Below are 23293 nucleotides of genomic sequence, written 5' to 3'. Positions count from 1 at the left end.
GCTCACCTCCCGACGCCCAATTGATCAAGGTAACCATTGAATAAACCACTCCTAGAACTAAAGCTGGCATCCCGAATAAAATTGAGCAAATATGGCTCACCTGTCACGCGGATGGAACCTAAGCTGCTCTGACAAAATTTTTCATAGATTTTGGTCACACTTTTTTTCATGTTAAGCGGCTCAAATTTCAAATTATCGATGTCATATTGCACACTTTCACCAAGGTGAGGAATCAATTTTCGTTTCAAATTGGCCTTTAAGACTGTTTCAAAGTTTTCATCTTCAAAACTTAAAAACCAATCTTTTTTAGTTTCTCGATTATGATCACGAACAATCAGAGGTGATGCTAATTTGAAATCAACACTATTTTCTTTAATGGTATCTTGATAGGTCATGGCGATTGATTTCACGCGAATCTGGATTTCCTTTGTCAGCTGAATGGCTTTTTGCTGTTTCAAATAAGCGAAGGCATTGTAAAAAGCCATCGAAAGGTCCGCCAACGGACTGCTCCACAGCCAAGTAATGTTTTTAGTTTTTAAATGAATTTCTTCTTTAGAAAATACCGCTCCATGAAAAATGAGTGCCTGTGAAAATAGCTTCTCTTGGTTTTTCTCAACGTACAATTGCTGATAATATTCTGGCGACATTGCTTCTAGTCCACGTTTCAGGACTGATAAAAAGGTGGATTGATAGCGCATCGGCAAAACATACTCTAGCTCTTCAAAATTTGCATCGACTGGGGAAATAATCTCAAGGGACATTCGAAATCTCATAAAACTTCAACTCCTTCAAAATTTAATTCAAAACTTTGCTTTCCTTGTCAAAAATTTATCCTTTAGAATCAAAAAAAATAAATTAATAATTAAATTTTAATATCTACGAGTAAAAATGTCCATCTCTTATAAAATAATTTTTCACTACAATACTAAAAAAAGACTGTTTATACTACTAATTTAAGTAAAAATAATCTTAAAAACTCTTCACTATATTTCCTCAAAACCCTTGTCAAGTTTTCTTTTATAAAGCAATGACATATACAGTGAAATACAGTTACTCACCAACCTCCACACCATCCTTCCCTTTTTCCACACTCGCCAAAAAATCATTTTTCACCTGCTCATTAATAATATATATTTCCATACTCTTGCCCGGCACATACATGCGAATCCGATGGCTCCAATAGCGGTACTTAGTCCCCGCCTGCACTTTGTCGACCTGTATACGAGAAAGCTTGGCCCTCTCTAAAAATACTTCTTGAAAAGGCTCAGGATTCAAATTGATAATACAATTAGGCCGACACAGACAGATTCAAAATATTGACTCGCTTCATCTTGTAATTCTTCTTCTAATAACTGAAATAGCTTTTGCGGAACGTGTGGTGCGCACCCCGTCAGTTGGACAGTGAACTATTTTAAGATTTTTGTACACTAACATGCAACCATACTTGTACCGAAAAAAGACATTCACGACTTTTTAACTTTATTAAGTCGTAAATGCCCTTTTTCATTCTATTTTTTTAAATCTCCAAAATTGATTAGCTCAATCTTATTTTTCATTATCCAATCCTTAACTCTTGAATCTAAACAGGTTGCCAAGTCACGACAACGAGGTAATACCAATGTAGAATGATTAATAATAAACTGGTCCACATAGCCTGGATGAAAATGGAGCTCGATAGCATCATCAGAAGGATTGGAAAGGATATTAAAGAAATCATTTGTGAAATTCTCAACAGAGACACCTGGGTCTAAAACAAGCATATTATTTTCACTCATTCGTACTGGGTAATAATCAGTTAAATTTTCAACATCAGCAGCACCAACAAACATACTCGCATGGATGCCTTTTTCAACTGCAATATCATAAAATGCCTTGCCAACATGAATGTCCATTGCCGAATGACCTTCGATGTGCTGTGGTGCATATCCAAGTAATTCTTCAAAACGCTGCATTTGTGCGACCGTTTCTTTTTTTACATCTTCATAAACAAATGCTCTTTCACCAGTCTTGTATTCTTTTGAGCCTAAAAACATCCCTTTTTCATCAACAAGGGAGGGAATCTCATCAGGATTAGAGCAAGGCTTTCCTAATACTAAATTGGTATGCAACCCGACAAACATGTCCGGGTTTTCTTTAGCCAGCTTCGCAGCATGTTCACTAGCTGGTAAATTTACCATGATTGATACCGAAGAAACTACGCCTTCTCTAAAACCTTTGATGACTCCAAGACTAAAAGCTTCTGACATTCCAAAATCATCTGCATTAATAATTAATTTTTTTGACATTCTCTATCCTCCTAAAAAATTCCAATCAAAGCGCCAAGAATCCCAAATACAATAATCCCGAAAAGCAAATAAATTACCTTAACTTTTTTTCTTATTAAATAAAATACTGAAAGAGTTAAAATTAAGGGCAGTAACCCAGGCATGATACCATTTAGAATATCTTGAATTACCAAGTCCTCTCCACTGCCCATAGTAATACTAAGTGGCGTGGTAATTGTCACGCTAGAAGCTGTCATTGCCCCCACCATAATCATCCCTACCATTGTTGCACAATAAGTGATACTCTCAAATACATTCGATTTGAATCCTTTGGACAGAAAATTTGTTCCCGATTCATAACCAATATGCAACAATTTATATCTAGTAAATATTGAAGGCAGATGATAGATTACCAAAAAGAGGATTGGACCTAATATGTTTCCTTGAAGACCCAAAGGAATTCCGATTCCTGCAGCAATTAATCGCAATGTTCCCCAAAAGATAGAGTCACCAATTCCTGACAAAGGTCCCATTAACGAAGCCTTGATAGCATTAATTGATTCAGGATCAAAATCTGGATTAATACTGTTCTCTTTTTCCATTGCTGCAGTTAGCCCCATGATAAAAGGCGCAGTTTCATAAGTACAGTTAAAAAAGCTCGAATGTCTAATGAGGGCTTGCCGTTTCCCTTCTGGATTTTCTCGATAAAATTGATTGATTGCGGGTAATTGTGAGTATTCGTATCCGTACCCTTGCATTTTTACCATTGTAAAGGAGCTAAAAAGAAACCATGAATTTTTAAAAATCTGATTTAGCATTTTCTTTTCAGAGATATCAATTTTATTTTGTTTACTCATGCGAAAAAGTCCTCCTCTTCTTGTAAGTGTGCATCAACCGCTGCTACCTCTGGACTAGCAGGCTTATTATTTCTCATCAAATTAAATTGCCACAAAGCGAAAACTACAGCGATAATAGCTACTGCCAATGTTGGTAATTGCAAATAAATAACTAAAACGAAGCCAAAGAAAAAGAAAGCAAAAATTCGACTGTTAAATAGCATATTTAATAACATTGCGAAACCAACTGCTGGCAACATCGCTGCTGCTGCTGTAAAACCATCCGTAACAAATTCTGGAATAGAATTTAGCAAGCTTTGTACTGCATCAACTCCTAGTAAAACGGCGAAGAAAATAGCAACAGTGGTTAACAGCGGAAATAGTAGGGAAATAGTAAAATTATATCGAACAACACCTTTTTCGTCACCAGCTTCTGCCAAAGCATCCATTTTAGGTAAAAGAAGTGGCGTATAAGCATACGTTACTTGGGTTAATAACACACCTAACATTGACACTGGAACTGCAATAGCTAGAGCAGTAGAAGAATCGGCTCCAGACAAAATTCCAATAGCTGTCCCCATAATCGCACCTGTTGTAGCATCTGCTGGCACTGATCCTCCAACTGCAATAACACCTAAGAAGACCGATTCAAAAGTAGCTCCTAAAAAAATACCAGTTTGTAAATCACCTAAAACCAGACCAATTAATGGCCCTACAACAATTGGACGATTCAGATGGAAAATACCTCCCATGGTTGATAACCATGTTGCGACATAATAAACTAACGCTACTAGAAATGCATTCAACATACCCTTTACCTCCTTCTTATTTCTTTAAATTCTTCTTATTTGAGTCTGGTGTTAATTGGGCAACAAAAGGAATATCTAACTGAGCTATCTCTTTAATAATTGACTCATCAACTTTGCTAACTCTAACCGCTGGTGCAAGCTCAGTCTGCTCTCCACTCTTTTGATTGATTGGCAACAATCCATAATTTCCAACATTAATTAGCTCAATATTTTTTACATGTTTGGCTAATTCCAATGCATCTTGGAAGTTTTCTACAACAACCATCAAACTCATTGTTTCTGTTCGGGAATCATTTAATAAAGTAATTCCACCAGCCACATCCTTTACAATGAATTTTACATTTTCAGGTACGGCCATTTTTAATGTACTCTTCTGCAAATCGTTCTCGAAAACACGATTATTCACGACTACTAAATGGGTTATCCCCAACACCTTTGACCACGCAACTGCAACTTGTCCATGAACTAAACGTTCATCTACCCTCAGCATTTTAATCATTTCACACACTCCTTAAAAAAAATCATCTTCTTCATAGATTGGTATCTGTTGTTGCGTAACTAGTACCATTTGCTCCTTACACATATCAATTTTCTTTTGCAACTTTTCATTTGTATAAGGCTCCTTTTCTAAAATAATCTCCAAGATTAATGGGATATTAAAGCCCGTGATGATATGGATATTATTTCTTTCGAGATATGGAATAAAAGCTTGATTGACACTGCCGCCGTTTAAATCAGTGAAAATCACCACACAATCCTCCACTGAGATTTCTTTAAAAAAATTAATAATAGCCGTTTCCAAATCCAAATCAGCAACATAGGCACTTATTTCAAAAATATTTTTATCCATCCCTGTTAAAATCTTAATGGTCTCTTTAATCCCTTTCGCTGCTGAGCCATGTGTTGCAATTAAATATTGATTCATCAAATCCCCCCTTTCTCATATACTTATATTAGCAAGAACTGTGCCAAATAATTTTGAAATTAAACCCCAAATTACAACGTTTTTGTAAAAAAATTAGAGTCGTGTTCCCACGACTCTACGACACTATTATCAAAAATTACTCAGATTGAGCTACAGAAATTATTTGATAGATTAATGAATACTCTTCATCTGAGATAACTATATTATACTTTTTCTCTATTTCTAAAAATATCTGTTTTGCTGTACTAAAAAAATTGGCTTCTTCATCAGAATAAAAGTCTTTGTGTTTACTAGTCTCATGGCCCAAAATTACCCTTTCAACCATCAATGATAAATGGTTGAGCAAATTACGTTTTAGATAAGATTGAAACATTGTTGCAAAATAGGCTTCAAGCTTCTCAATAATCTGAACCATCTCATTTATAACTATTTCAGGATTGAGAATTGCCAGATTCATTCTAATTCCTTCAATTGAAAAGAAAATATTTAATTCATTTATCAGCTTTTGATATTGATAATCCCCAAGTATAGATAATAAAAGTTTATCTTTGTCATTTCCATTAAGTAGTTGTTCAATACTAATCACTTTAACATCGGAACTATTAATGCAATTTGTCGAAACAACACATAGTGTATTTTTAAAAAATTGAGGAGAATATTTCAAGTTATCCGTCAGCTGCTGATACTCCATTGTCACTAAATCGATATCTGATAAAAAAAGTGAAAGAATTTGTTTAATTTTTTGAGCTATCCCCATTCCCGAAATGCAAGAGATAATTATATTCTTGCCCTTGGCAAAACCTTCATATGATTTGACAGAAACCTGATGCTTTCCTTCTAGAGATGTAGCCAGATCTTCAATGGTGATTCCTTGCTGTACTTTTAACCCCACATCCAAGGCAATCGGGGTAGATAGATAATTTATCAAAAGCAAATCACCTTTAATATATTTTTTTAAAGGAACGTAAAGCTGCTCAAGAGATCCCATATCAACGATAAAAACTAAGCCCTCATCCGTATTAACTATACTCATATATTCGTGAATACTATTTAAAATATCCGTAACCGAACTATCAATATCCAAATCTATTGTTTCAAAAATTGGCTCTTTTAAAAGTTGATTTACCATACTTCCGATACTTTTTGCTGTAGATTGCCCATGAGCGAGTAATATCGCTGGCAATTTTCTCTTTTGTGACGATTTTCGTAAAATCATAACTGTGAAGAAGCAAAGACAGTCTTTTTCAGGGAGTCCTAACTTTGAGAATCCCAGCTCAGAAAACATTTGGGTAGCAAAAAAATACGCTAAAGACGCATTAGCCTGAAGTGCCTCGAAGGTTGTCTCAGAAAAAATTTTATTTCCACCAACAGTTTTTAACACTTCCCAAAAAGTATTTATATTTTGAAAATCCTTTGAAAACACTTCAATCCCTAATTGATTCAAACACCTATCTCTGAATAGTTGTAACTCTATTGCAAGATTCTTATCTTCTGGGACACCAGTTGCTTGTTTTAATATGGAAATGACTGACTCCTCGATTTTGAAAATACTCCGGCTATCAATTTTAAAATCAGCTGGAACAAAATCTATTCCCACCAAATCTGTTGAATCTGTTAAGTTAAGATAATAAAACTTCTCATCGGTAAATTCTTTATTTTGTATGCAAAAATCAGGATGATCTTTTGCAGATATTTCCACACTGTGCTGCTTCTTTTCAGCAGCATATGCTTCAGCGCAAATAATTTTTATGATGCTCTTAATTTCTCCAATATTGCCTTCGAACCTTGATGCACAAAAGAATTGGACAATATCCGCTGAAACGGCAATTTCCTTATGAATTAAAATACTTTCATTTTGAAAAATACCAAGAACTATCTGTCTACGTTCTGCATAAGGACGGTCTAAAAAAGCAGGAATTTTAACTTTTAAAGAAATTCTTCTTCTAAAAGTTGTTAATAAGGCCTCCTCAATATTTTCAGTAGTCGCAAACATCAGTTTAACATTTGAATGATAAATTTTTGTAGAGTCTCCTAACGGCGAAAACTGACCTTTATCCATAAACAGGAAAAGTTTCTCCTGATTTTCCGCCGAAAGCCTATGAATCTCATCAATAAATAAAATTCCTTGGTCCGCCTTCTTTAACATACCTTCTTGCTCATGATCTGCACCGGTAAAAGCCCCCTTCTGGTAGCCAAATAAGTTTCCAGAAAGAAGTTCAGGATTGTTAGCATAATCAGCACAATTTAAGGTTAAAAAGGAAGCTGTTGCATCAATCAATCCTCTAGATTTGCATTCATCAACAATACAGTTTGCCAAATAGCTTTTTCCCACTCCGGATTGTCCAGTAAATATTAACGACAAATCTTCTGATGGGTAAGTTAATGCTGCAATACTTTTATCGATAATTTCTTTGAGACTGCCATCTCTGCCATAAATTTCTGCTATTCTCTTGCTATTTACTTTTTCATTTAATTGGTAATATACTGGTCGCCCTTTACTTTTTTTGATTAATTTTTCTTCAGTTAATCGATTCAAATGATGACTAACACTGTTTCTACTCACATGTAAATAATCAGCGATATATTGAGAAGTTGAGCCTTCTTCAGTTTCACGATTCATGATTTTTAAAGCCATGATTACTTCGTTTTTTAAGCTCATAGCACACCTCATTTCCTATATAGATTCCTTGAGATTAGACATCTACTATCTGCAAAATATGTCTGAACTAAAAGCCGAAATTTCTCAAACTACAATTTTTAAATAGAATCTAACCGTTCATTTTATACTATACATCGGACAAAAGAAGCTTTTCAACCTCAAATATCTCAGTGCATTGAAAAAAAATAGCACCTCTAATATGTGCGTGTTTCATGTATTCTCACCAACCTCCACACCATCCCTCCCCTTTTCCACCATCGCTAAAAAATCATTTTTCACCTGCTCATTAATAATATATATTTCCATACTCTTGCCCGGCACATACATGCAAATCCGATGACTCCAATAGCGGTACTTAGTCCCCGCTCGCACCTTGTCGACTTGTATACGAGAAAGCTTGGCCCGCTCTGAAAATACTTCCTGAAAAGGCTCAGGATTCAAATTGATAATATAACTAGGCCCAACACAGACGGATTCAAAATATTGACTCGCTTCATCTTGTAATTCTTCTTCTAACAACTGAAATAGCTGTTGCGAAACGCGCTCATCAAAAAGTTGTTTTCTTCTTCTAAAGGCCTTTAGAGATACTTTAGCAGTAAAAATAACGATGGTCGTAGCAAATAGTGTTAAAATTAGCATCACAATACTAATACCGAAATCTCCTACCGTCATCGTTTGAAAAGTGATATATCCACTAATAATTGCGAAGGAAATTAGGAATAGTAAGATGACCAAACCCGACTGAGCATTTTTATAATAATTTTTTTGAACCCTTTTCATATTGTAGCGGCGTTTTTTCATGGGGGCCCATCCTCCTAATCTGCTTCAACATTCAAAGCTCTCAATTTATCATAGAATAAATTTTAGGCCTTGGAAATGATTTTTCAGCTTTATTCTATGTCTGTTACTAACAAAGACGCAAATAACCCGTTAATCACTGAGAACCAATGATTAACGGGCTTTTCTGTTTTTCAACTTAACACAAACTAACTGTCTAAATTATTCTTTTTCACTAACTGCTAGAAAATTGTCTACGGCTAAGTCTGTGCCGCGACTGGCAATGACTTGCTGATACCAATAGAAGGAATCTTTGCGGATGCGGGCGCAGTCTTTAGGGTCTTCATCCGTGCGGTCCACGTAAATCAGACCATAGCGTTTACGGTAGCCATTGCTAGTGGATAATAAATCCAAAGCCGACCACGCCATATAGCCGATGACTTCAACGCCCCGATCCATTGCCCGTTTGGTCGCGGCAATGTGCTCTTTCAAATACTTGATGCGATATTCATCGTGAATCTTGCCATCCGGGGTCAATTCATCATAGGCCCCCAGACCATTTTCAGTAATCATAAATGGAATTTTGTAGCGAGTGTATAAGTCCCGATAGACAAATTCCAAGCCAGTTGGATCAATCGCCCAATCCCAATCAGTTGTTTCTAGTTCAGGATTTGAACACATTTGATAAAAGCCAGGATGGGTTTCAAAGCCGGACATATCGCCTTTTTTACCACTGAGATTATAGCCGGACCAGCGGCGTTCAGCATCTTTTGGACAAGCTTGTGCACAACTGCTGTCATAATAATTAATGGCGAAGAAATCAGAAATATTTTCTGCGAAGAAGGCTTCATCCCCCGCCTCCATAACAGGCGCTAAGTCATTCTCTTGTAAATAATTCAAAGCAGCGACATTGTAATAGCCCTTGAAATAAACATCCAAATAATAGGTATTGCGCAAATCGTTGGCGTTGATGGCTGCCAATTGATCTTCTGGTTTGCAGGTACGGGCATAGACCGGCGCATAGCCCAAGGCCGGGCCAGCCAAGCCGCCAACTTCGTGAACCAATTTAACTGCGACTGCCTGCGCCAAATTCATATGGTGATTAATTTGATAACGCAACTGATTATTGTCTTGGAATTCCGGTAAAATATAACATTTTTGAGTCCAATATTGCACGATAATACTTTGTTCATTTAAGGTAATCCAGTATTTAATATCATCTTTGAACTCGTTCACCACATACTTGGCAAAGATTTCAAAATCTTTGACGACTTCCCGGGAAAGCCAACCGCCATATTTTTCGACTAAAGCCCACGGCAAGTCATAATGATATAGAGTGGGAATTGGTTCAATACCGTTGTCTTTTAACTCTTTAATCAAGTCCCGATAAAATTGGATGCCGGCTTCGTTTACTTGATCGTCGCCATTTGGAAAAATGCGGGACCACGCAATGGAGAAGCGATAGCTGGTAAAGCCCATTTCTTTGAATAAGGCGATGTCTTCTTTGTATTTATGATAGTGGTCGCTGGCAATGCTGGCATCAGCAAAGCCGTATAACTCATGGCGTTCACGATTAATCACGTCTTGTTGAGACAGTCCTTTGCCGTCTTGTAAAGCTGCACCCTCCACTTGATACGCACTAGTTGCTGCTCCCCACAGGAAGTCTTTTGGAAATTCTTTATTCATTGTCTCGCTCCTTTAAATGTATTGTTGCTTAAGGATGAAGCCAATAGCGGACTGCATCAATTGCTACTATGTTTTAAATTTTAATGAGGGAACTGGCTGGCATCTGACATTTCAGCTTTATATCTAAGCCGATTTCGTCAGCGGCTTTTCTCAAAAGCATTTATTAGGGTTGTGTTACTAGCCGCTGTTAGTCATGCTTTTTACCAGTTCCGCTTCAAATTACCTTTCTATCAGCCTTTTTAAAAGGCTGGTTTAAAAGCAGATAAACTTTTGTTTGACTTAAAAAAATTGTTTTCATCTTCGGCAATTACTTAGGTTACCCGTTCTTTCATTTAGCTATTTGCTAAAAATTTAAAACGCTGGAAACAAAATTGATTGCTGCGTTTTAATAATGGTCCAATCAGGATAACGCCTAAAATTGGTCCAATCATCAAGCCACCGCCTAAAATCATCCCCAGAATAAAACAGATTAAATCCATCACTGAACGCACTTTCGCTAAATCAAAGTGCAGCTTTTGGCTGATACCAAAGCTCAAGGCGATGTACCCTTCTTTTCCGGTGTTGGTTGCTGAAGCTAAGCCATTGCCGATGCCAATCAAGGAAATGCCGAAGACCAAAATCAGCAATAGCAACACTTTTAATTGCGGTAATTGCACCGTTTGAATCGTCCAATCTGTCACCAGACTAGTCACCAAAGGATTAATAATCGTCGACAAACCTAATTCTTTTTTGTCGATAAAAAAGACGATGACTAAACAAATACCAGTGATACATAAGGACGCTTGACCGACTGTCAGGGGCAGCACATTGGCCACTCCCTGCCATAAAAGACCTAACGCATCGGCGCCAAAGCCGGTTAAGACGCATAAGCCGACCCCGATACCGACAATTGCGGCGCCGATTGCTGAAAATAATTGACGTTTAATTAAGGACATCCAGCTGCACCTGTGTTTTCAACGTCTCAACTTTCATGAACCAGACCTGCTTTTTCCATCACTAATTCAAACAATTCCACTAAATCTTTGGTTAACGTGACCTCACTGGAAATGGTCATCAAATGATCTTGAGCGTGGGTAAAGAGTAGACAAGGCGCATAGGTTATCCCACGGGCTTCATTTTGAATCACGTCGGTCTGGGCCCGATGTGCTAGCGTGATATTCTCTTTGGCTTCCTTCAATAACTGATGGGCGGCCTCAAAATCACTGGCTTTAGCGGCTTTGATGGCCTCTTGGGCTTTCGTGCGACCATTGCCGGCGTGCAGAATAATCTGCATCGCCACCGGAATCAATTCATTTTCTTTTTCTTCAAATGCTTCCATTTTTTTCACCTATTTCATTTTTTATTTTATTCAGTGGCTAAATTTTTTTTAAGCCACTGATTCAGTTGTATTAATAAAGGCTGGTTCCTTAGCTTCTTCAATTTCTTCAGCTAAGACTTCTTTTTCATAAACCTTAAAGAATGGGTACCAAACGCCGAAGTAAATGCCGAATAACAAGACATACCAAAGGACTGCTCTAAAATCGCTAGTTAAAATTACACTGGAAATCGGTGCAGGAATCTGTGCCAGCTGCATTAATTCACTTGGAATATTTAATAGGCCGCCCTTCATCACAAACCAGACCACGCAGCTGCCGACAATTGAATTAATCCACATTGGCATCATCAATAATGGGTTCATGACCACTGGCGTACTGAAGACTAATGGTTCATTGATATTAAAGATTGATGGCCAGATACAAATTCGACCCAGCGTTTTCAATTTTTTCGATTTTGAAAAGAGCATCATAATGTTTAACGCTAAGGTGGCACCCGTGCCCCCCATCATGATTAAGCCGATGCTGTAAACCACTTCATTGGTGACAATATTGCTCGGGTCCATGCCCTGTTGCACCGCCAAAGTATTCGCCGCAATGCCGGCAATAAAAATCGGATTTTGAATGGCTGACCAAAGCCAAGTTGAAATTCCCATTGAATAAAAGAAGGCGGGAATTAAAACTAAGAGAATCAAGCCTGGTAAGGATTGGCCAAAGCTTTGAATCGGCTCAAAGGCTCCGATAATGACGGCAAAGATATCGATTTTCAGGCCAAAGGTTAATGCTGCCCAAAAAGCTAAGCTGGCAAAAATCGGAATGATATTATTAATCCATTCAATTACAAAGTCTGGCACATTGCTTTCTTTAAATAATTTCAATTTAGCATAATAATGAAAAATCACGCTGACGCCCATCCCGACGATAACGCCGATTAAAATGCCCGTCGGTCCGATGCGGTCCATCTCGTAAACACCTTCTTCAGCGGCTACCGGATGTAAAAACATCATCAAGGAACAGATGGAAACAATGCCAGCAGTGATGGCATATTGCCGATGGTTGAATTTTTCCATATATTGATTGGCTACCATAAAGGCGGCAATCAAGCCAATTAACCCAAAGGAATAATTTGAAATATTGCTTAGATCTGGTAAGACCGGAATATATGACCGAAACACATTGTAAAAGAAGACGATGGAGCCTGTTAAGATAAAGGGAATTAATTTTTGCATTGCACTGGACAAGCCTGCCACTGAGGGCCGCTGTGTTAATTTCTTCGCCTTCGGGGCAAAGGAATTCGATAACCAATCCATAAATTTCTTCATGAGTTTACTCCTCCTAAGTGTGTTGCCTAATTTTATTTAGCGCCAGACTTTTTTGATCAGCGCCAGTCTGTCAAAAAGTCTGGCTAATTTTCCATTAACTTTTAGCGGTTGCCAGTTGTGCTAGGGCAAAATCCAGTAGGCCATCACCATCTAACATGCCATAAATATCTTGGGGAATGACGTTGACTACTACGTTGTGGGGACGTGCTGTTTCCGCCATTTCATCTTTAAAGGCCGCATAATGGGGGCCTAATAATAAAACATCAATCGTTGGCAAATACTGCGCAACTTCGCTTTCGCTGCGGGCTTCCACCGTCGCAGTCAAGCCTCTTTTTTTAGCGGCCTTCCGCGTTTTTTGAGCTAAGAAACCACTGGACATACCAGCTCCACAGCAGAGTAAAATATTCACGTTTTCCATTTTTGTTTCCTCCTGATTTGTCTGATGCCGGAAAATTTTACTTTGTCTGAAGAGCTTCGCTACCGGCAATCAATTTGTTTTGATGAGCCTATTATGCTCCCTCAAAGGGGGGCAAACAATTATTCATTTGCCCTCAAGCGGTGCAAATGAATGTTATTGTAAACGACTACATTTTAGAAGGAATGATGTTATAATCAATATGCAAGACTTTAATAAAATAGTCGGTGTTTTTTTATTTGGAATTATTACTAACTGTAGGAGTGACGCTTATGAAAGACAAACAAAAACACCTCATTACATTTCTCTTGAAACAAGACAAGCCCGTCTCCTCCAAAGTCACTGCGGCCAGTTTGAATATTTCCCCCCGCACCGTTAAAAATTATGTCAAGGAAATCAACGAGTTAAGCAGCGGAGTGATTCAATCCTCCAACAGCGGCTATCTAATTGATAAGGATTTAGGCCGAAAGCTGGTCAGCGAGTCGCAAAATGAAGTCAATGAGATGCCGGAAACCTTCACCGAGCGCAGCAATTATTATTTGCGAGAGGCCTTGATTCAAAAGCGCAGCCTTAATTTATTTCAACTGGAAAATGAATTGTTCATTAGCGAATCGACCATTCGCCAAGATATTGCCCGCATGAATAAAACCTATGGCAATGCTGACTTGCAGTTTTGCCTGCGGGGAGAAGAATTTGTGATTGAGGGGAATGAAAAGGAGCGGCGGCGGCTGATTTCACTATTGGTCTTTGAGGAGATGCCCAATCATTTTATTGATTTAGCAATTTTAGCGGAGCATTTTGACCCGGTGGATATTGAAATCATCGCCACGGCAATTACCGAAGTCACTGAAGAAAGCCGCTATTCCCTCAATGAATTTGCTTATACGAATTTGGTGCTGCACCTTTTAATTTTAGTCGACTCGATTCGCCATCACCACACCCTCGTCGCGCGGGAAACCTCTAGCGTTTGGCTGGAAAAAGAAAAAGCCCTGCTGGTCAATCAATTAATTGACCGGCTAGAGGCGGCCTTTTCGATCAAATTAAATCCGTCTGAAAGGGAAGAACTCCATGTTTTATTTCAGGCCAATGCCAACTTTGTCCCAACGAATAATCTGGCGGAGGTGGAGGAAATTGTTGGCACCATCCTCTTTGAGCAGATTCGTGAAATTGCTGCCGAAATTCAGGAAACCTTTGGCATCAGCTTAACTGACCGTAGCTTTATTGTGCCTTTTTCTCTGCATCTGAGTGGCTTGATTGCCCGGGGCAAGGAAAATAGTTTTATCAAAAATCCGATGGTCAACACCATCAAAAAAGATTACCCGATTGTCTTCACGGTGGCGGTCGCCATCGCCATAAAACTAGAGGAATTTTATCCCTTTTCTGTGACCGAAGACGAAGTGGCCTATATTGCTATGCACATCGCCTTTGAGTTGGAAAATCAACAGCAGAATCTCTATAAAATCCGGACCGTGCTCCTGTGTCCCAAATATATGAAGCTGGATGTGGAATTGTATCAATACCTCAATGATAATTTCAGCCACGAGCTGAATATCATCTCAGTGATTTCCCAATTGTCCGAAATTCAGCAGGAGGAATTTGATTTGCTGATTACCACCTTGGAGGTGCCCTTAAGTTTAAGTCAGAGCTATCTAGTTCTGCCGATTGCGCCGATTTTAAATCGGCAGCAAAAACGCCGACTGACGATGGAAATAGCTGAACTGCGGACCTATCAAAAACGTCGCATTTTGCTGGATAATTTTACCGATTTTTTCCAAGAAAAATTCTGCTACTTCCATCCAGATGTCACAGAAAAACACGATTTAATTCAACTGATTTGCGGGAATTTCACCCGAGCAGAAATCGTTTCAGAAAGCTTTTTCGAACAAGTTTTAGAGCGGGAACAAGCGGCCTCGACAGCCTATGACGGAATTGCCATCCCCCACTCGATTCATTCGGCGGCCAATCAGACAAAAATTGCCTTGGCTTTTTTGAAAAAGCCCTTGGACTGGGGCGGTCAAAAGATTTCTCTGGTGATCTTACCCGCCATCAGTAAGCACGATAAAAAATTGTTTTTCAATATTTATGAAGCCTTGATTTCTTTTTTTGATGACCCTGCTATTTATCCAGAGCTGCTAAAAATTAATTCCTATGAAAAATTGCAGGAATTTATCCAACAACAGGCCAAGATGTAGCTTTACTTAAAGGTCAATCATATTAATCTCTTATGGTTTTCCCTTACATCAAAAAAGAAGCAGAAAGCTTAGTTTATCAGCCCTCTGCTTCTTAAATTTTTAATTCTCTTTTAAAGCAAAAAAGCGACTCCTATTTTAAAGAGTCGCTTTTTGCCGTTCATTAGCTGAAAAGGCCGCCCTAATCTAGCGAAAGCGGCCTTCAATCTATCAAAATAAAATAAATTAACTCAAAATAATTTAACGCATCGTCACAAATTCTTCCGAACCAGTCGGGTGGATTGCCACTGTGTTGTCAAAATCAGCTTTCGTCGCCCCCATCTTAATGGCTACGGCAAAGCCCTGCAGCATTTCATCGACACCGACACCAATACCGTGGAGACCGACAATTTTTTCTTCTGGCCCAACACAGACCAATTTCATCATGGCTTTTTGCCGGTGTTCATTCAAAGCAAAATACATCGGCGTGAACTTAGACTGATAAATTTTCACCTCTTGTTCGCCGTATTTGGCCCAAGCAGCTTCTTCCGTTAGGCCGATTGTGGCAATCGGCGGATGGGTGAAAATCACCGTCGGAATCAAATCATAATCTAAAAAGAGCTTTTCTTGACCGTTGAACAGCCGCTCTGACAAGCGACGGCCAGCGGCAATCGCGACTGGTGTCAAATCCACTTTGCCAATCACATCGCCAATCGCATAAATCCCTTTTTGGGTGGTATTTTGAAATTTATCAACTTTAATAAAGCCTCGTTCATCTAAGGCAACTTGCGTTTTATCCAGACCTAAGCCTTTGATATTGGCTTTACGTCCGCCGGCAAAAATGACACAATTTGCCGTTAAACTTTCGCCATTTTCAAAAAAGACAGTGTACTCATCTTCGTGTTTTTCAATCTTAGCCGCCACTGAGCGACTATGGAGATGCAGACCAGCCTGTTCGTAAATTTCCACCAAGCCTTCTTGCAGCATTTTATCAAAAGTCCGCAACGGCCGTTCCTTGCGGTAAGCCCAATGCACCTCGGCACCTAAACCATGCAGCACACCGCTTAACTCAGCCGCAATGTAGCCGGCGCCAAGAACCACCACTTTTTGAGGCAGTTCAGTCAGCTCAAAGAAACCATTTGAGTCAATTGCATACTCGCCACCGGGAATTTTCATCCCACTGGCATGGCCGCCAGTAGCGATTAAAATATTCGGCGCTGTATATTGGACACCTGCTACTTCAACTGTTGTTTCATTGACAAATTTAGCATGGCCCTTTAGGTATGTGACATGATTGCTATCCAGGCCACGATGGTAAGCGGTATGTAAAAAATCAATGTATTTTTCCCGACGCTCTACTAACCCTTGGAAATCCAAGCCTTTTACTTCCACATCAATTCCGTAGCTCTTAGCATCACGGTTCATCATTTCCAGCATATCACTAGCCTGCCACATGACCTTTTTGGGAACACAGCCGACATTGACACACGTACCGCCAATTTTGTGGCCTTCAATCAACAAAACTTTAGCGCCGTGCATCCCAGCTCGATTTGCCGAAGCAATCCCACCGCTGCCGCCGCCGATAACTATATAATCGTAGGTTTCCATGTTCTTCCTCCTGTTTGCTGGGCTCTTTGCTTGTCGTTAAATCCGTCTTTACAAAATTAAAATCCGTAAATTTTTTTTCGCAACTACTAAGTTGTTGCACTTTTTCTCGCTTTTCACAGCGCAAACAACTGATTTACAAGCTTTTTTTGCCCTATTATGGCTTCATTATAACATTTCATTTGAAAAATCTATATTCTCAAGATTAGCTCCTTTACCAAAAAACTGCAGCATAAGCAAACGTTTGCCTAGCTGCAGCTGTTCAGAACTTAACTAATCGTTTTTCTTTTTGCGAATCATGTCGCCAGCTTTGACGGGCTGCGTTACCGGCATCGTCAAAATCATCATCGGATTCGGAGCCCGGTCAATTGCTTCTCCCTCATCATTCTTCATCTCTGTTACACTTTGAGAAAAATGCGTAAAATTCGGACCATAAAATTCGATTTCATCCCCAACAGAAAAATGATTACGCTGACGAATCGTGGCAATCTGAGTCGCTTCATCATAACTCAGCACTTCACCGATAAATTTATAGACAGGAATCTTACGGCGAGCGCCAAACAATTGCTCCTCCTCAGATGGCGTATGGTAATAAAAACCAGTCGATAATTCCCGTTGCGCCACCTTCCACAGCTCATCAATCCATTCCTGCTTACAGACATAATTTTCCGGATCGGCCATGTAACTGTCGACGGCCGCTTTATAGACATTTGCCACCGTTGAAACATAGTGAATCGACTTCATCCGGCCTTCAATTTTCAGGCTGTCCACGCCATTTTCAATCAGGTCGGGAATATGTTCAATCATCGTCATATCCACGGCACTCATCGAAAATTCTTCTGTAACTGGACCCGCTGTTGTCAAAGAACGCTTCTCACCACCAAAAGGCAGATCATACAATTCATATTTCCAACGGCAAGACTGAGAACAACCGCCACGATTGGCATCCCGCATCGACATATGATTGGAAAGCGTACAGCGTCCCGAATAAGAAATACACATCGCTCCGTGAATAAAGGCTTCAATTTCCACATCCGTATGCTGGCGGATTTCCGCCACCTCCGCCATCGAAACTTCCCGGGCTAAAACCACCCGCTCTAAGCCTTCTTCCTTCCAAAATTCCAGTGTTTCATAATTGGTCGCTGAAGCTTGAGTCGATAAATGAATCGGCAAGCCCGGTGCTTCCGCTGCACAAATTTCAATTAAAGCCGGATCGGAAACAATCACCGCCGAAATACCCACATCCCGCAATTCTCGGAAAAACTCGCCAGCACCTTCTTCATTGCCTTCATGGGTCACCATATTGGCCGCCACATAAACTTTAGCGTTGTGGGCTTTGGCAAAGGCCACCCCTTCAGCCATCTCCTCTAAGCTAAAATTTCCGGCACGACTGCGCAAACCATAGGCATTGCCGCCAATATAAACCGCATCGGCGCCATAGTGAATCGCCGTTTTTAATTTTTCTAACGTCCCTGCCGGTGCTAGCACTTCAGGTCGTTTTAATTTTTTTGCCGTTGTCATGTTCCACCTCTTATTTAATATCGGCTCCCTGAATATGGAAAAAGCCGCTGTCTAATTCCCGCTGAGCAGGATGCAAATGCTGAATTTGTTCATTCCATGCATCTGCCAAACTCTCGGACCAAGCTCCCGTCTCTAAAGCCGCTTTGGCAGCGACAAAAACTTTAGCCACCTCGACAAAATTTTCCCCCGGGGCATAAATGCCGTCTAACTTCCAAGTTGTATAGTGATTTTCAAACAGCTGTGGCAATTCCCGCAGCAAATTGACATCATTATCCGCAAAAATATGCGTGCCATGACTGTCTTCGAAAATTGAATAGTGGGTGTCCGCCTTCTTAGGTTCAGACAAAAATAAATCCCGCTCTCTTACCGTCGCTTCATCAAGGCCTTTAAAATTATAATAATTTTGCAATAGCGGGCGTTTCGATTGATGAATACAAGTCGCCCCGTAAACTAAAATCTCCGCCGGCACCGCTAAATTATCCTTCATCGCCACCAGCTCGTCAAAGGGAACCTCCCGGGCTAAGACAGCACCTACAGCACCTTTTTTACTCCAAAAATTAATTTGTCGGGAACTTGTAACCAAAGTTTCCCCATCATAAATAAAAGGCAGCTGATAATTATTTTTACGGATTAAATAAATAATCCCCGGATCTCCGACAACTACTTGATCAACACCTGTCGTCGCCAGAAAGGCTAAGTATTCCGGAATTTTTTTCATTTTTTCCGGATGCATAATACCATTGACGACAATGATGGCTTTTTTACCAAACGAATGAGCCAAATCTACTAATTCCTGCTGTTCAGCGCGGGAAAATGAATGGGGCAAACGCAGACCAAACTCCGCCTCGCCAAATTGAATGGCATCCACGCCAGCCTCCAGCAACGCCTGCGCCTGCGCCACTGATTCCACAGTACTGCGAATCTCAATCACAGCTATTCCTCCTGTTTCCTACAAAAATATCCTTATTATTAAAAATGATTAACTTATTCTAAAAAAAATTACTACGGCTAAGTCTAACTGATTCTCATTTCAACAAATCAGCTCTCAGCAGAGATTTCGTAAAGCAATTTCATAAATTGCTGATTTTAAATAACTTTTGAACTTTTTTATAGTATCACAGACTCACAAACTTTCCAATCCTTTATAATGATTTTAAATTAGCCTTTAAGCTTAGCCTATACCTAAACTTTTTTTCACAACGATGCCAACCCATTTTTTTAATTGATTCACGACTAATAGAACATCTTCTTCAACAAAGTTATGGAGAGCTCACATCGATTTAAAATATAGCCAAACTTATAAGCCAATTGCAAAATATTTACTAGATGCTCAACATCTTAGAAGTAATTGCCCCACTGTAAAGCAATTAAAAGATTCTGAATCTCAGGTATACTTAACTTTCCACTGCTTATTTTTTATAATCCCTTCAAAATTAAAAAAAGCAGTACCCAACACAGACACTGTGCTGGATACTGCTTTAGATTTTCGATTGGTTTTGGTTTTACATCAATACAAATTGATAAACGCCAGATTTTTTATACTGGCTGAGCTTCACGATCGACAACTGGGTCTTTTACGTTGACCGTAATTTTCCCTTTGGTTGCGCCAATTGTCACGGTATCACCTAAATTAATTTGCCCAGAAAGCAAAGATTCACTGAGGCGATCTTCAATTTCTTTTTGCAAAGCCCGGCGAATTGGCCGTGCACCATACTCCGGATCAAAGCCGACTTTAGCAATGACTGCGATTGCCGCGGCCGTGATTTTAACTTTGATATCTTGTTCTGCCAAACGTTTGATAATACTCTTGCTCATGATTTTCACGATATCATGAATATTATCTTCACTTAGAGAGTGGAAGACAACCGTTTCGTCAATCCGATTCAAGAATTCCGGGCGGAAACCTTTTTTCAATTCTTCCAAAATCCGTTTTTGCATTGCATCATGATCTTTGGTCAAATCCTTCACGTTAAAGCCGACATTCTTTTCTTCACGAATCGCCGTTGCGCCAATGTTAGAGGTCATAATCAAAATAGTATTTCTAAAATCAACCTTACGACCTTTGGCATCCGTCAAGTGACCGTCATCTAAAACCTGCAGTAAAATATTAAAGACATCTGGATGGGCTTTTTCAACTTCATCCAGCAGAATTACTGAGTAAGGTTTTTGACGAATTTTCTCGGTTAATTGGCCACCTTCATCATAGCCAACATAGCCTGGAGGGGAGCCAATCAAACGGCTGGTACTATATTTTTCCATAAATTCTGACATATCAACTCTGACTAATGAATCTTCACTGCCGAACATCGCTTCAGATAAAGCTTTAGCCAATTCGGTTTTCCCAACACCAGTTGGTCCCAAGAACATAAAGGAGCCAATTGGTCTTTGGGGATCTTTCAAACCGCTGCGGGCCCGGCGAATGGCCCGTGCTACTGCTTTGACAGCATCGTCTTGGCCAACAACCCGTTGATGCAGAATTTTTTCTAAATCAAGCAAACGTTCGCTTTCTTTTTTCTCCAATTGTTGCAACGGCACACCCGTCCATTGGGAAACCACACCAGCGACATCCTCTTCCGTCACCTTATCTGCGTAACCGGAAGCTTCCTTCTCTTCTTGTTGTAAAAGAGTTTGCAGCTTTTGATCCAGTTTCTTTTCCTTCTTACGTAAACGGGAAGCATTTTCGAAGTCCATCTGTTGAATAGCCAACTCTTTTTCAGTAGACAAAATCATGATATCTTCCTGCAATTGAGATAGTTCAGAAGGGGTATCTGATTTATCTAAACGAACTTTCGCCGCCGACTCATCCATCAAATCAATCGCCTTATCCGGCAATTGACGAGAATTGATATAACGAATCGACAAATGAACAGCCGCATGTAGAGCCTCATCAGTAATTTCAACACCGTGATGCTCTTCATAGCGAGCTCGCAAGCCCCGCAGGATTTCTTCAGCTTCATCAGCTGTCGGTTCATCGACTTGCACACGAGCAAAGCGCCGTTCCAACGCGGAATCTTTTTCAATATATTTTTGGTACTCATCTAAAGTCGTTGCACCAATTGTTTGCAGCTCACCTCGAGCCAAAGCAGGTTTTAAAATGTTAGAGGCATCAATTGCTCCTTCAGCCCCACCAGCACCGATTAACGTATGCAACTCATCAATAAAGAGAATAATCTGACCATCATGATAAATTTCATCGATGACTTTTTTCATCCGGTCTTCAAATTCACCACGATATTTCGTACCAGCGACTAAAGCCCCCATGTCCAGCATCATCAAACGTTTTTGCTGCATATCCTCGGGCACTTCACCTTTGATAATCTTTTGCGCTAAACCTTCTGCAATCGCAGTTTTACCGACACCAGGCTCACCTACTAAGACTGGATTATTTTTTGTCCGACGGCTTAAAATTTGAATCAAACGGCGGACTTCTGAATCCCGACCAACCACTGGATCTAAACGGTTTTCCCGAGCTAATTTTGTTAAATCCCGGGCCAAACTATCTAAAGTTGGCGTTCCTTGTGGTGCAGCTGCTTTAGCATTATTGGGATTACGACGGCGGGCTTGCCCATTTTGGTTATTCCCCTGCACATCGCTAATTCCCATTTTTTTCCGTAACAACTGGCGCATTTTAGGCAAACTTAGACCAATATTTTGCAAAATACGAGAAGCTAAAATTTCGTCATCCCGCAATAGACCTAATAAAATATGCTCTGTCCCAATTTTTGGTGCTCCCAAGCGCTTGGCTTCGTCCCCAGCGTAAGCAAAAATTTGCTTTGCCCGTGGAGAATACGGCAAATAACTGCCTTCAGGATATTTTTTAACTGTTCCATAACCAGTCAAATGTTCAATTTCTTCCCGGACATCGCCTTCTTCAACATTCATTTGACGCAATGTTTTGCCGGCAATTCCATTTGGTTCTAAAATTAATGCTAATAGTAGATGTTCTGATCCAACAGATTGATGTTTAAAGTATTTTGCTTCCTCTTGAGCGATATTAAGTACCACTCGGACGCGTTCTGTAAATAATTCATCCATATTTACTTCACTCCTTTTCTTCGTAGCTAAGTCGCTCTAAAAATAAGTGCATCAGCTGAGCCCGAATTTGATTTTCCTTTGAACTTAGGCTCAAAGCATTTTTGGAAATAGCACTGAGCATCAGATTACCTTCTTTACGGCCAATTACTTGTTCCTCGTACAGCTTTTGAATCAGGGCTACTGCATTTTTTTCCGATAATTCCAGCCCGACTAACTGATCCAATTGCTCCAAGAAAACATGTTTATCGGTAATTGTAACCTTAGCAATCCGAATATAGCCACCGCCACCTCGCTTACTTTCAACAGTATACCCCCGCTGAATCGTAAAACGAGTATTGATTACATAATTAATCTGAGAAGGTACACAATTAAATAGTTCAGCCATCTCAGTTCGGCGAATCTCAATTATTTCACTATTTTCTAAAATTTGCTTCAAATAAGCTTCAATTAAATCTGAGGTATTATGAGAGCTCATAATAATCATTCCTTTGACTAATATTGACCTTAATTATAGCTGATTTAACAAGGAATGCAAAGGAAATAGCTTGTTTCACTTATGCTATTTTCTCGCAGTTTTAGAGGCTTTGCAAGGTTTATCGTTAAAAATGACCAAAATTTTTTAATCATAATTTAAGAAATCGCATTTTTAGGTCAAAAAAATAGGTCAATCTACTGATTAACCTACAATCGGGAAGACAGGATTCGAACCTGCGACCCCTTGGTCCCAAACCAAGTGCTCTACCAAGCTGAGCTACTTCCCGTTTAGTAACTATTTAAAATTGGATAAATAAAAAAACTACTCCTCTAAGTTGATTCGTAGCTAAAAGTTACAATGCACCCAAAGGGAGTCGAACCCCTAACCTTTTGATTCGTAGTCAAACACTCTATCCAGTTGAGCTATGGGTGCATGGTGTTTTCACACTATGCCGAGGACCGGAATCGAACCGGTACGGTGATC

General features: G+C 39.6%; 20 protein-coding genes and 2 tRNA genes. 1 reads left to right on the top strand and 21 read right to left on the bottom strand.

What is annotated here, in order from left to right:
- Window positions 1-2 precede the first annotated feature (2 nt).
- The 14 genes from cas6 to ACYSNU_RS17325 form a co-directional block, all read right to left on the bottom strand.
- Complete coding sequence (gene cas6 / locus ACYSNU_RS17390) at window positions 3-773, bottom strand: CRISPR-associated endoribonuclease Cas6 (RefSeq protein WP_461738423.1); 771 nt, start codon at window positions 771-773, stop codon at window positions 3-5.
- A 277-nt stretch (window positions 774-1050) separates the two neighbouring features.
- Entirely contained in the window at window positions 1051-1206 is a 156-nt protein-coding gene (locus ACYSNU_RS17385) for a hypothetical protein (RefSeq protein WP_461738422.1), read from the bottom strand.
- Window positions 1207-1508: 302 nt separating this feature from the next.
- Window positions 1509-2285 (bottom strand): ChbG/HpnK family deacetylase, encoded by a 777-nt coding sequence (locus ACYSNU_RS17380; RefSeq protein ID WP_461738421.1) that lies wholly within the window; start codon window positions 2283-2285, stop codon window positions 1509-1511.
- Between the two features lie 11 nt (window positions 2286-2296).
- Window positions 2297-3121, bottom strand: a complete 825-nt coding sequence (locus tag ACYSNU_RS17375; RefSeq protein WP_461738420.1) for a PTS system mannose/fructose/sorbose family transporter subunit IID — start codon at window positions 3119-3121, stop codon at window positions 2297-2299.
- Complete coding sequence (locus tag ACYSNU_RS17370) at window positions 3118-3909, bottom strand: PTS mannose/fructose/sorbose/N-acetylgalactosamine transporter subunit IIC (protein WP_461738419.1); 792 nt, start codon at window positions 3907-3909, stop codon at window positions 3118-3120. Before ACYSNU_RS17370 ends, ACYSNU_RS17375 begins: the two co-directional genes overlap by 4 nt.
- A gap of 16 nt (window positions 3910-3925) precedes the next feature.
- Complete coding sequence (locus ACYSNU_RS17365) at window positions 3926-4408, bottom strand: PTS sugar transporter subunit IIB (RefSeq protein WP_461738418.1); 483 nt, start codon at window positions 4406-4408, stop codon at window positions 3926-3928.
- Between the two features lie 12 nt (window positions 4409-4420).
- Window positions 4421-4834 carry a PTS sugar transporter subunit IIA gene (locus ACYSNU_RS17360; protein WP_461738417.1) on the bottom strand — a complete coding sequence of 138 codons (414 nt, stop codon included), beginning with the start codon at window positions 4832-4834 and terminating at the stop codon, window positions 4421-4423.
- Window positions 4835-4970: 136 nt separating this feature from the next.
- On the bottom strand, window positions 4971-7493 hold the full coding sequence (locus ACYSNU_RS17355; protein WP_461738416.1) for a sigma 54-interacting transcriptional regulator: 2523 nt from the start codon (window positions 7491-7493) through the stop codon (window positions 4971-4973).
- 210 nt (window positions 7494-7703) lie between these two features.
- Window positions 7704-8294, bottom strand: a complete 591-nt coding sequence (locus ACYSNU_RS17350) for a hypothetical protein (RefSeq protein WP_461738415.1) — start codon at window positions 8292-8294, stop codon at window positions 7704-7706.
- A gap of 198 nt (window positions 8295-8492) precedes the next feature.
- A complete protein-coding gene (locus ACYSNU_RS17345) occupies window positions 8493-9956 on the bottom strand; it encodes a glycoside hydrolase family 1 protein (RefSeq protein ID WP_461738414.1) in 1464 nt (487 codons plus the stop codon).
- Window positions 9957-10288: 332 nt separating this feature from the next.
- Window positions 10289-10891: a YczE/YyaS/YitT family protein gene (locus ACYSNU_RS17340; RefSeq protein ID WP_461738413.1), complete on the bottom strand. Its 603-nt coding sequence runs from the start codon at window positions 10889-10891 to the stop codon at window positions 10289-10291.
- Window positions 10892-10917: 26 nt separating this feature from the next.
- Entirely contained in the window at window positions 10918-11274 is a 357-nt protein-coding gene (locus ACYSNU_RS17335; RefSeq protein WP_461738412.1) for a PTS lactose/cellobiose transporter subunit IIA, read from the bottom strand.
- A 48-nt stretch (window positions 11275-11322) separates the two neighbouring features.
- Complete coding sequence (locus ACYSNU_RS17330; protein ID WP_461738411.1) at window positions 11323-12591, bottom strand: PTS sugar transporter subunit IIC; 1269 nt, start codon at window positions 12589-12591, stop codon at window positions 11323-11325.
- 94 nt (window positions 12592-12685) lie between these two features.
- On the bottom strand, window positions 12686-13009 hold the full coding sequence (locus ACYSNU_RS17325) for a PTS sugar transporter subunit IIB (protein ID WP_461738410.1): 324 nt from the start codon (window positions 13007-13009) through the stop codon (window positions 12686-12688).
- Window positions 13010-13278: 269 nt separating this feature from the next.
- On the opposite strand from ACYSNU_RS17325, the gene ACYSNU_RS17320 reads away from it, so the two are divergent.
- Window positions 13279-15198: a BglG family transcription antiterminator gene (locus ACYSNU_RS17320; RefSeq protein WP_461738409.1), complete on the top strand. Its 1920-nt coding sequence runs from the start codon at window positions 13279-13281 to the stop codon at window positions 15196-15198.
- 237 nt (window positions 15199-15435) lie between these two features.
- Here ACYSNU_RS17320 and gor read toward each other — a convergent pair whose 3' ends face one another.
- From gor to ACYSNU_RS17285, 7 genes are all read right to left on the bottom strand, one after another.
- Window positions 15436-16782 carry a glutathione-disulfide reductase gene (gene gor / locus ACYSNU_RS17315; protein ID WP_461738408.1) on the bottom strand — a complete coding sequence of 449 codons (1347 nt, stop codon included), beginning with the start codon at window positions 16780-16782 and terminating at the stop codon, window positions 15436-15438.
- Window positions 16783-17052: 270 nt separating this feature from the next.
- Window positions 17053-18300: a peptidase U32 family protein gene (locus tag ACYSNU_RS17310; RefSeq protein WP_461738407.1), complete on the bottom strand. Its 1248-nt coding sequence runs from the start codon at window positions 18298-18300 to the stop codon at window positions 17053-17055.
- Window positions 18301-18310: 10 nt separating this feature from the next.
- Complete coding sequence (locus tag ACYSNU_RS17305) at window positions 18311-19231, bottom strand: peptidase U32 family protein (RefSeq protein WP_461738406.1); 921 nt, start codon at window positions 19229-19231, stop codon at window positions 18311-18313.
- A 605-nt stretch (window positions 19232-19836) separates the two neighbouring features.
- Entirely contained in the window at window positions 19837-22335 is a 2499-nt protein-coding gene (locus tag ACYSNU_RS17300; protein WP_461738405.1) for an ATP-dependent Clp protease ATP-binding subunit, read from the bottom strand.
- A 7-nt stretch (window positions 22336-22342) separates the two neighbouring features.
- Window positions 22343-22810 (bottom strand): CtsR family transcriptional regulator, encoded by a 468-nt coding sequence (locus tag ACYSNU_RS17295; RefSeq protein ID WP_265457797.1) that lies wholly within the window; start codon window positions 22808-22810, stop codon window positions 22343-22345.
- A gap of 212 nt (window positions 22811-23022) precedes the next feature.
- Window positions 23023-23096: transfer RNA gene (locus tag ACYSNU_RS17290), tRNA-Pro, on the bottom strand.
- Window positions 23097-23168: 72 nt separating this feature from the next.
- Window positions 23169-23242 (bottom strand) — tRNA-Arg (locus ACYSNU_RS17285).
- Window positions 23243-23293 lie beyond the last annotated feature (51 nt).

The organism is Enterococcus sp. LJL120 (assembly GCF_054871765.1).
This window is presented reverse-complemented; position numbering and strand designations above follow the sequence as displayed.

Coding starts and splice junctions, on each gene's coding strand:
- ACYSNU_RS17295 (WP_265457797.1), bottom strand. CDS start 22,810: ATGAGCTCTCATAATACCTCAGATTTAATTGAAGCTTATTTGAAGCAA.
- cas6 (WP_461738423.1), bottom strand. CDS start 773: ATGAGATTTCGAATGTCCCTTGAGATTATTTCCCCAGTCGATGCAAAT.
- ACYSNU_RS17320 (WP_461738409.1), top strand. CDS start 13,279: ATGAAAGACAAACAAAAACACCTCATTACATTTCTCTTGAAACAAGAC.
- ACYSNU_RS17355 (WP_461738416.1), bottom strand. CDS start 7,493: ATGAGCTTAAAAAACGAAGTAATCATGGCTTTAAAAATCATGAATCGT.
- ACYSNU_RS17350 (WP_461738415.1), bottom strand. CDS start 8,294: ATGAAAAAACGCCGCTACAATATGAAAAGGGTTCAAAAAAATTATTAT.
- ACYSNU_RS17335 (WP_461738412.1), bottom strand. CDS start 11,274: ATGGAAGCATTTGAAGAAAAAGAAAATGAATTGATTCCGGTGGCGATG.
- ACYSNU_RS17375 (WP_461738420.1), bottom strand. CDS start 3,121: ATGAGTAAACAAAATAAAATTGATATCTCTGAAAAGAAAATGCTAAAT.
- ACYSNU_RS17325 (WP_461738410.1), bottom strand. CDS start 13,009: ATGGAAAACGTGAATATTTTACTCTGCTGTGGAGCTGGTATGTCCAGT.
- gor (WP_461738408.1), bottom strand. CDS start 16,782: ATGGAAACCTACGATTATATAGTTATCGGCGGCGGCAGCGGTGGGATT.
- ACYSNU_RS17380 (WP_461738421.1), bottom strand. CDS start 2,285: ATGTCAAAAAAATTAATTATTAATGCAGATGATTTTGGAATGTCAGAA.
- ACYSNU_RS17310 (WP_461738407.1), bottom strand. CDS start 18,300: ATGACAACGGCAAAAAAATTAAAACGACCTGAAGTGCTAGCACCGGCA.
- ACYSNU_RS17345 (WP_461738414.1), bottom strand. CDS start 9,956: ATGAATAAAGAATTTCCAAAAGACTTCCTGTGGGGAGCAGCAACTAGT.
- ACYSNU_RS17360 (WP_461738417.1), bottom strand. CDS start 4,834: ATGAATCAATATTTAATTGCAACACATGGCTCAGCAGCGAAAGGGATT.
- ACYSNU_RS17340 (WP_461738413.1), bottom strand. CDS start 10,891: ATGTCCTTAATTAAACGTCAATTATTTTCAGCAATCGGCGCCGCAATT.
- ACYSNU_RS17365 (WP_461738418.1), bottom strand. CDS start 4,408: ATGATTAAAATGCTGAGGGTAGATGAACGTTTAGTTCATGGACAAGTT.
- ACYSNU_RS17300 (WP_461738405.1), bottom strand. CDS start 22,335: ATGGATGAATTATTTACAGAACGCGTCCGAGTGGTACTTAATATCGCT.
- ACYSNU_RS17370 (WP_461738419.1), bottom strand. CDS start 3,909: ATGTTGAATGCATTTCTAGTAGCGTTAGTTTATTATGTCGCAACATGG.
- ACYSNU_RS17330 (WP_461738411.1), bottom strand. CDS start 12,591: ATGAAGAAATTTATGGATTGGTTATCGAATTCCTTTGCCCCGAAGGCG.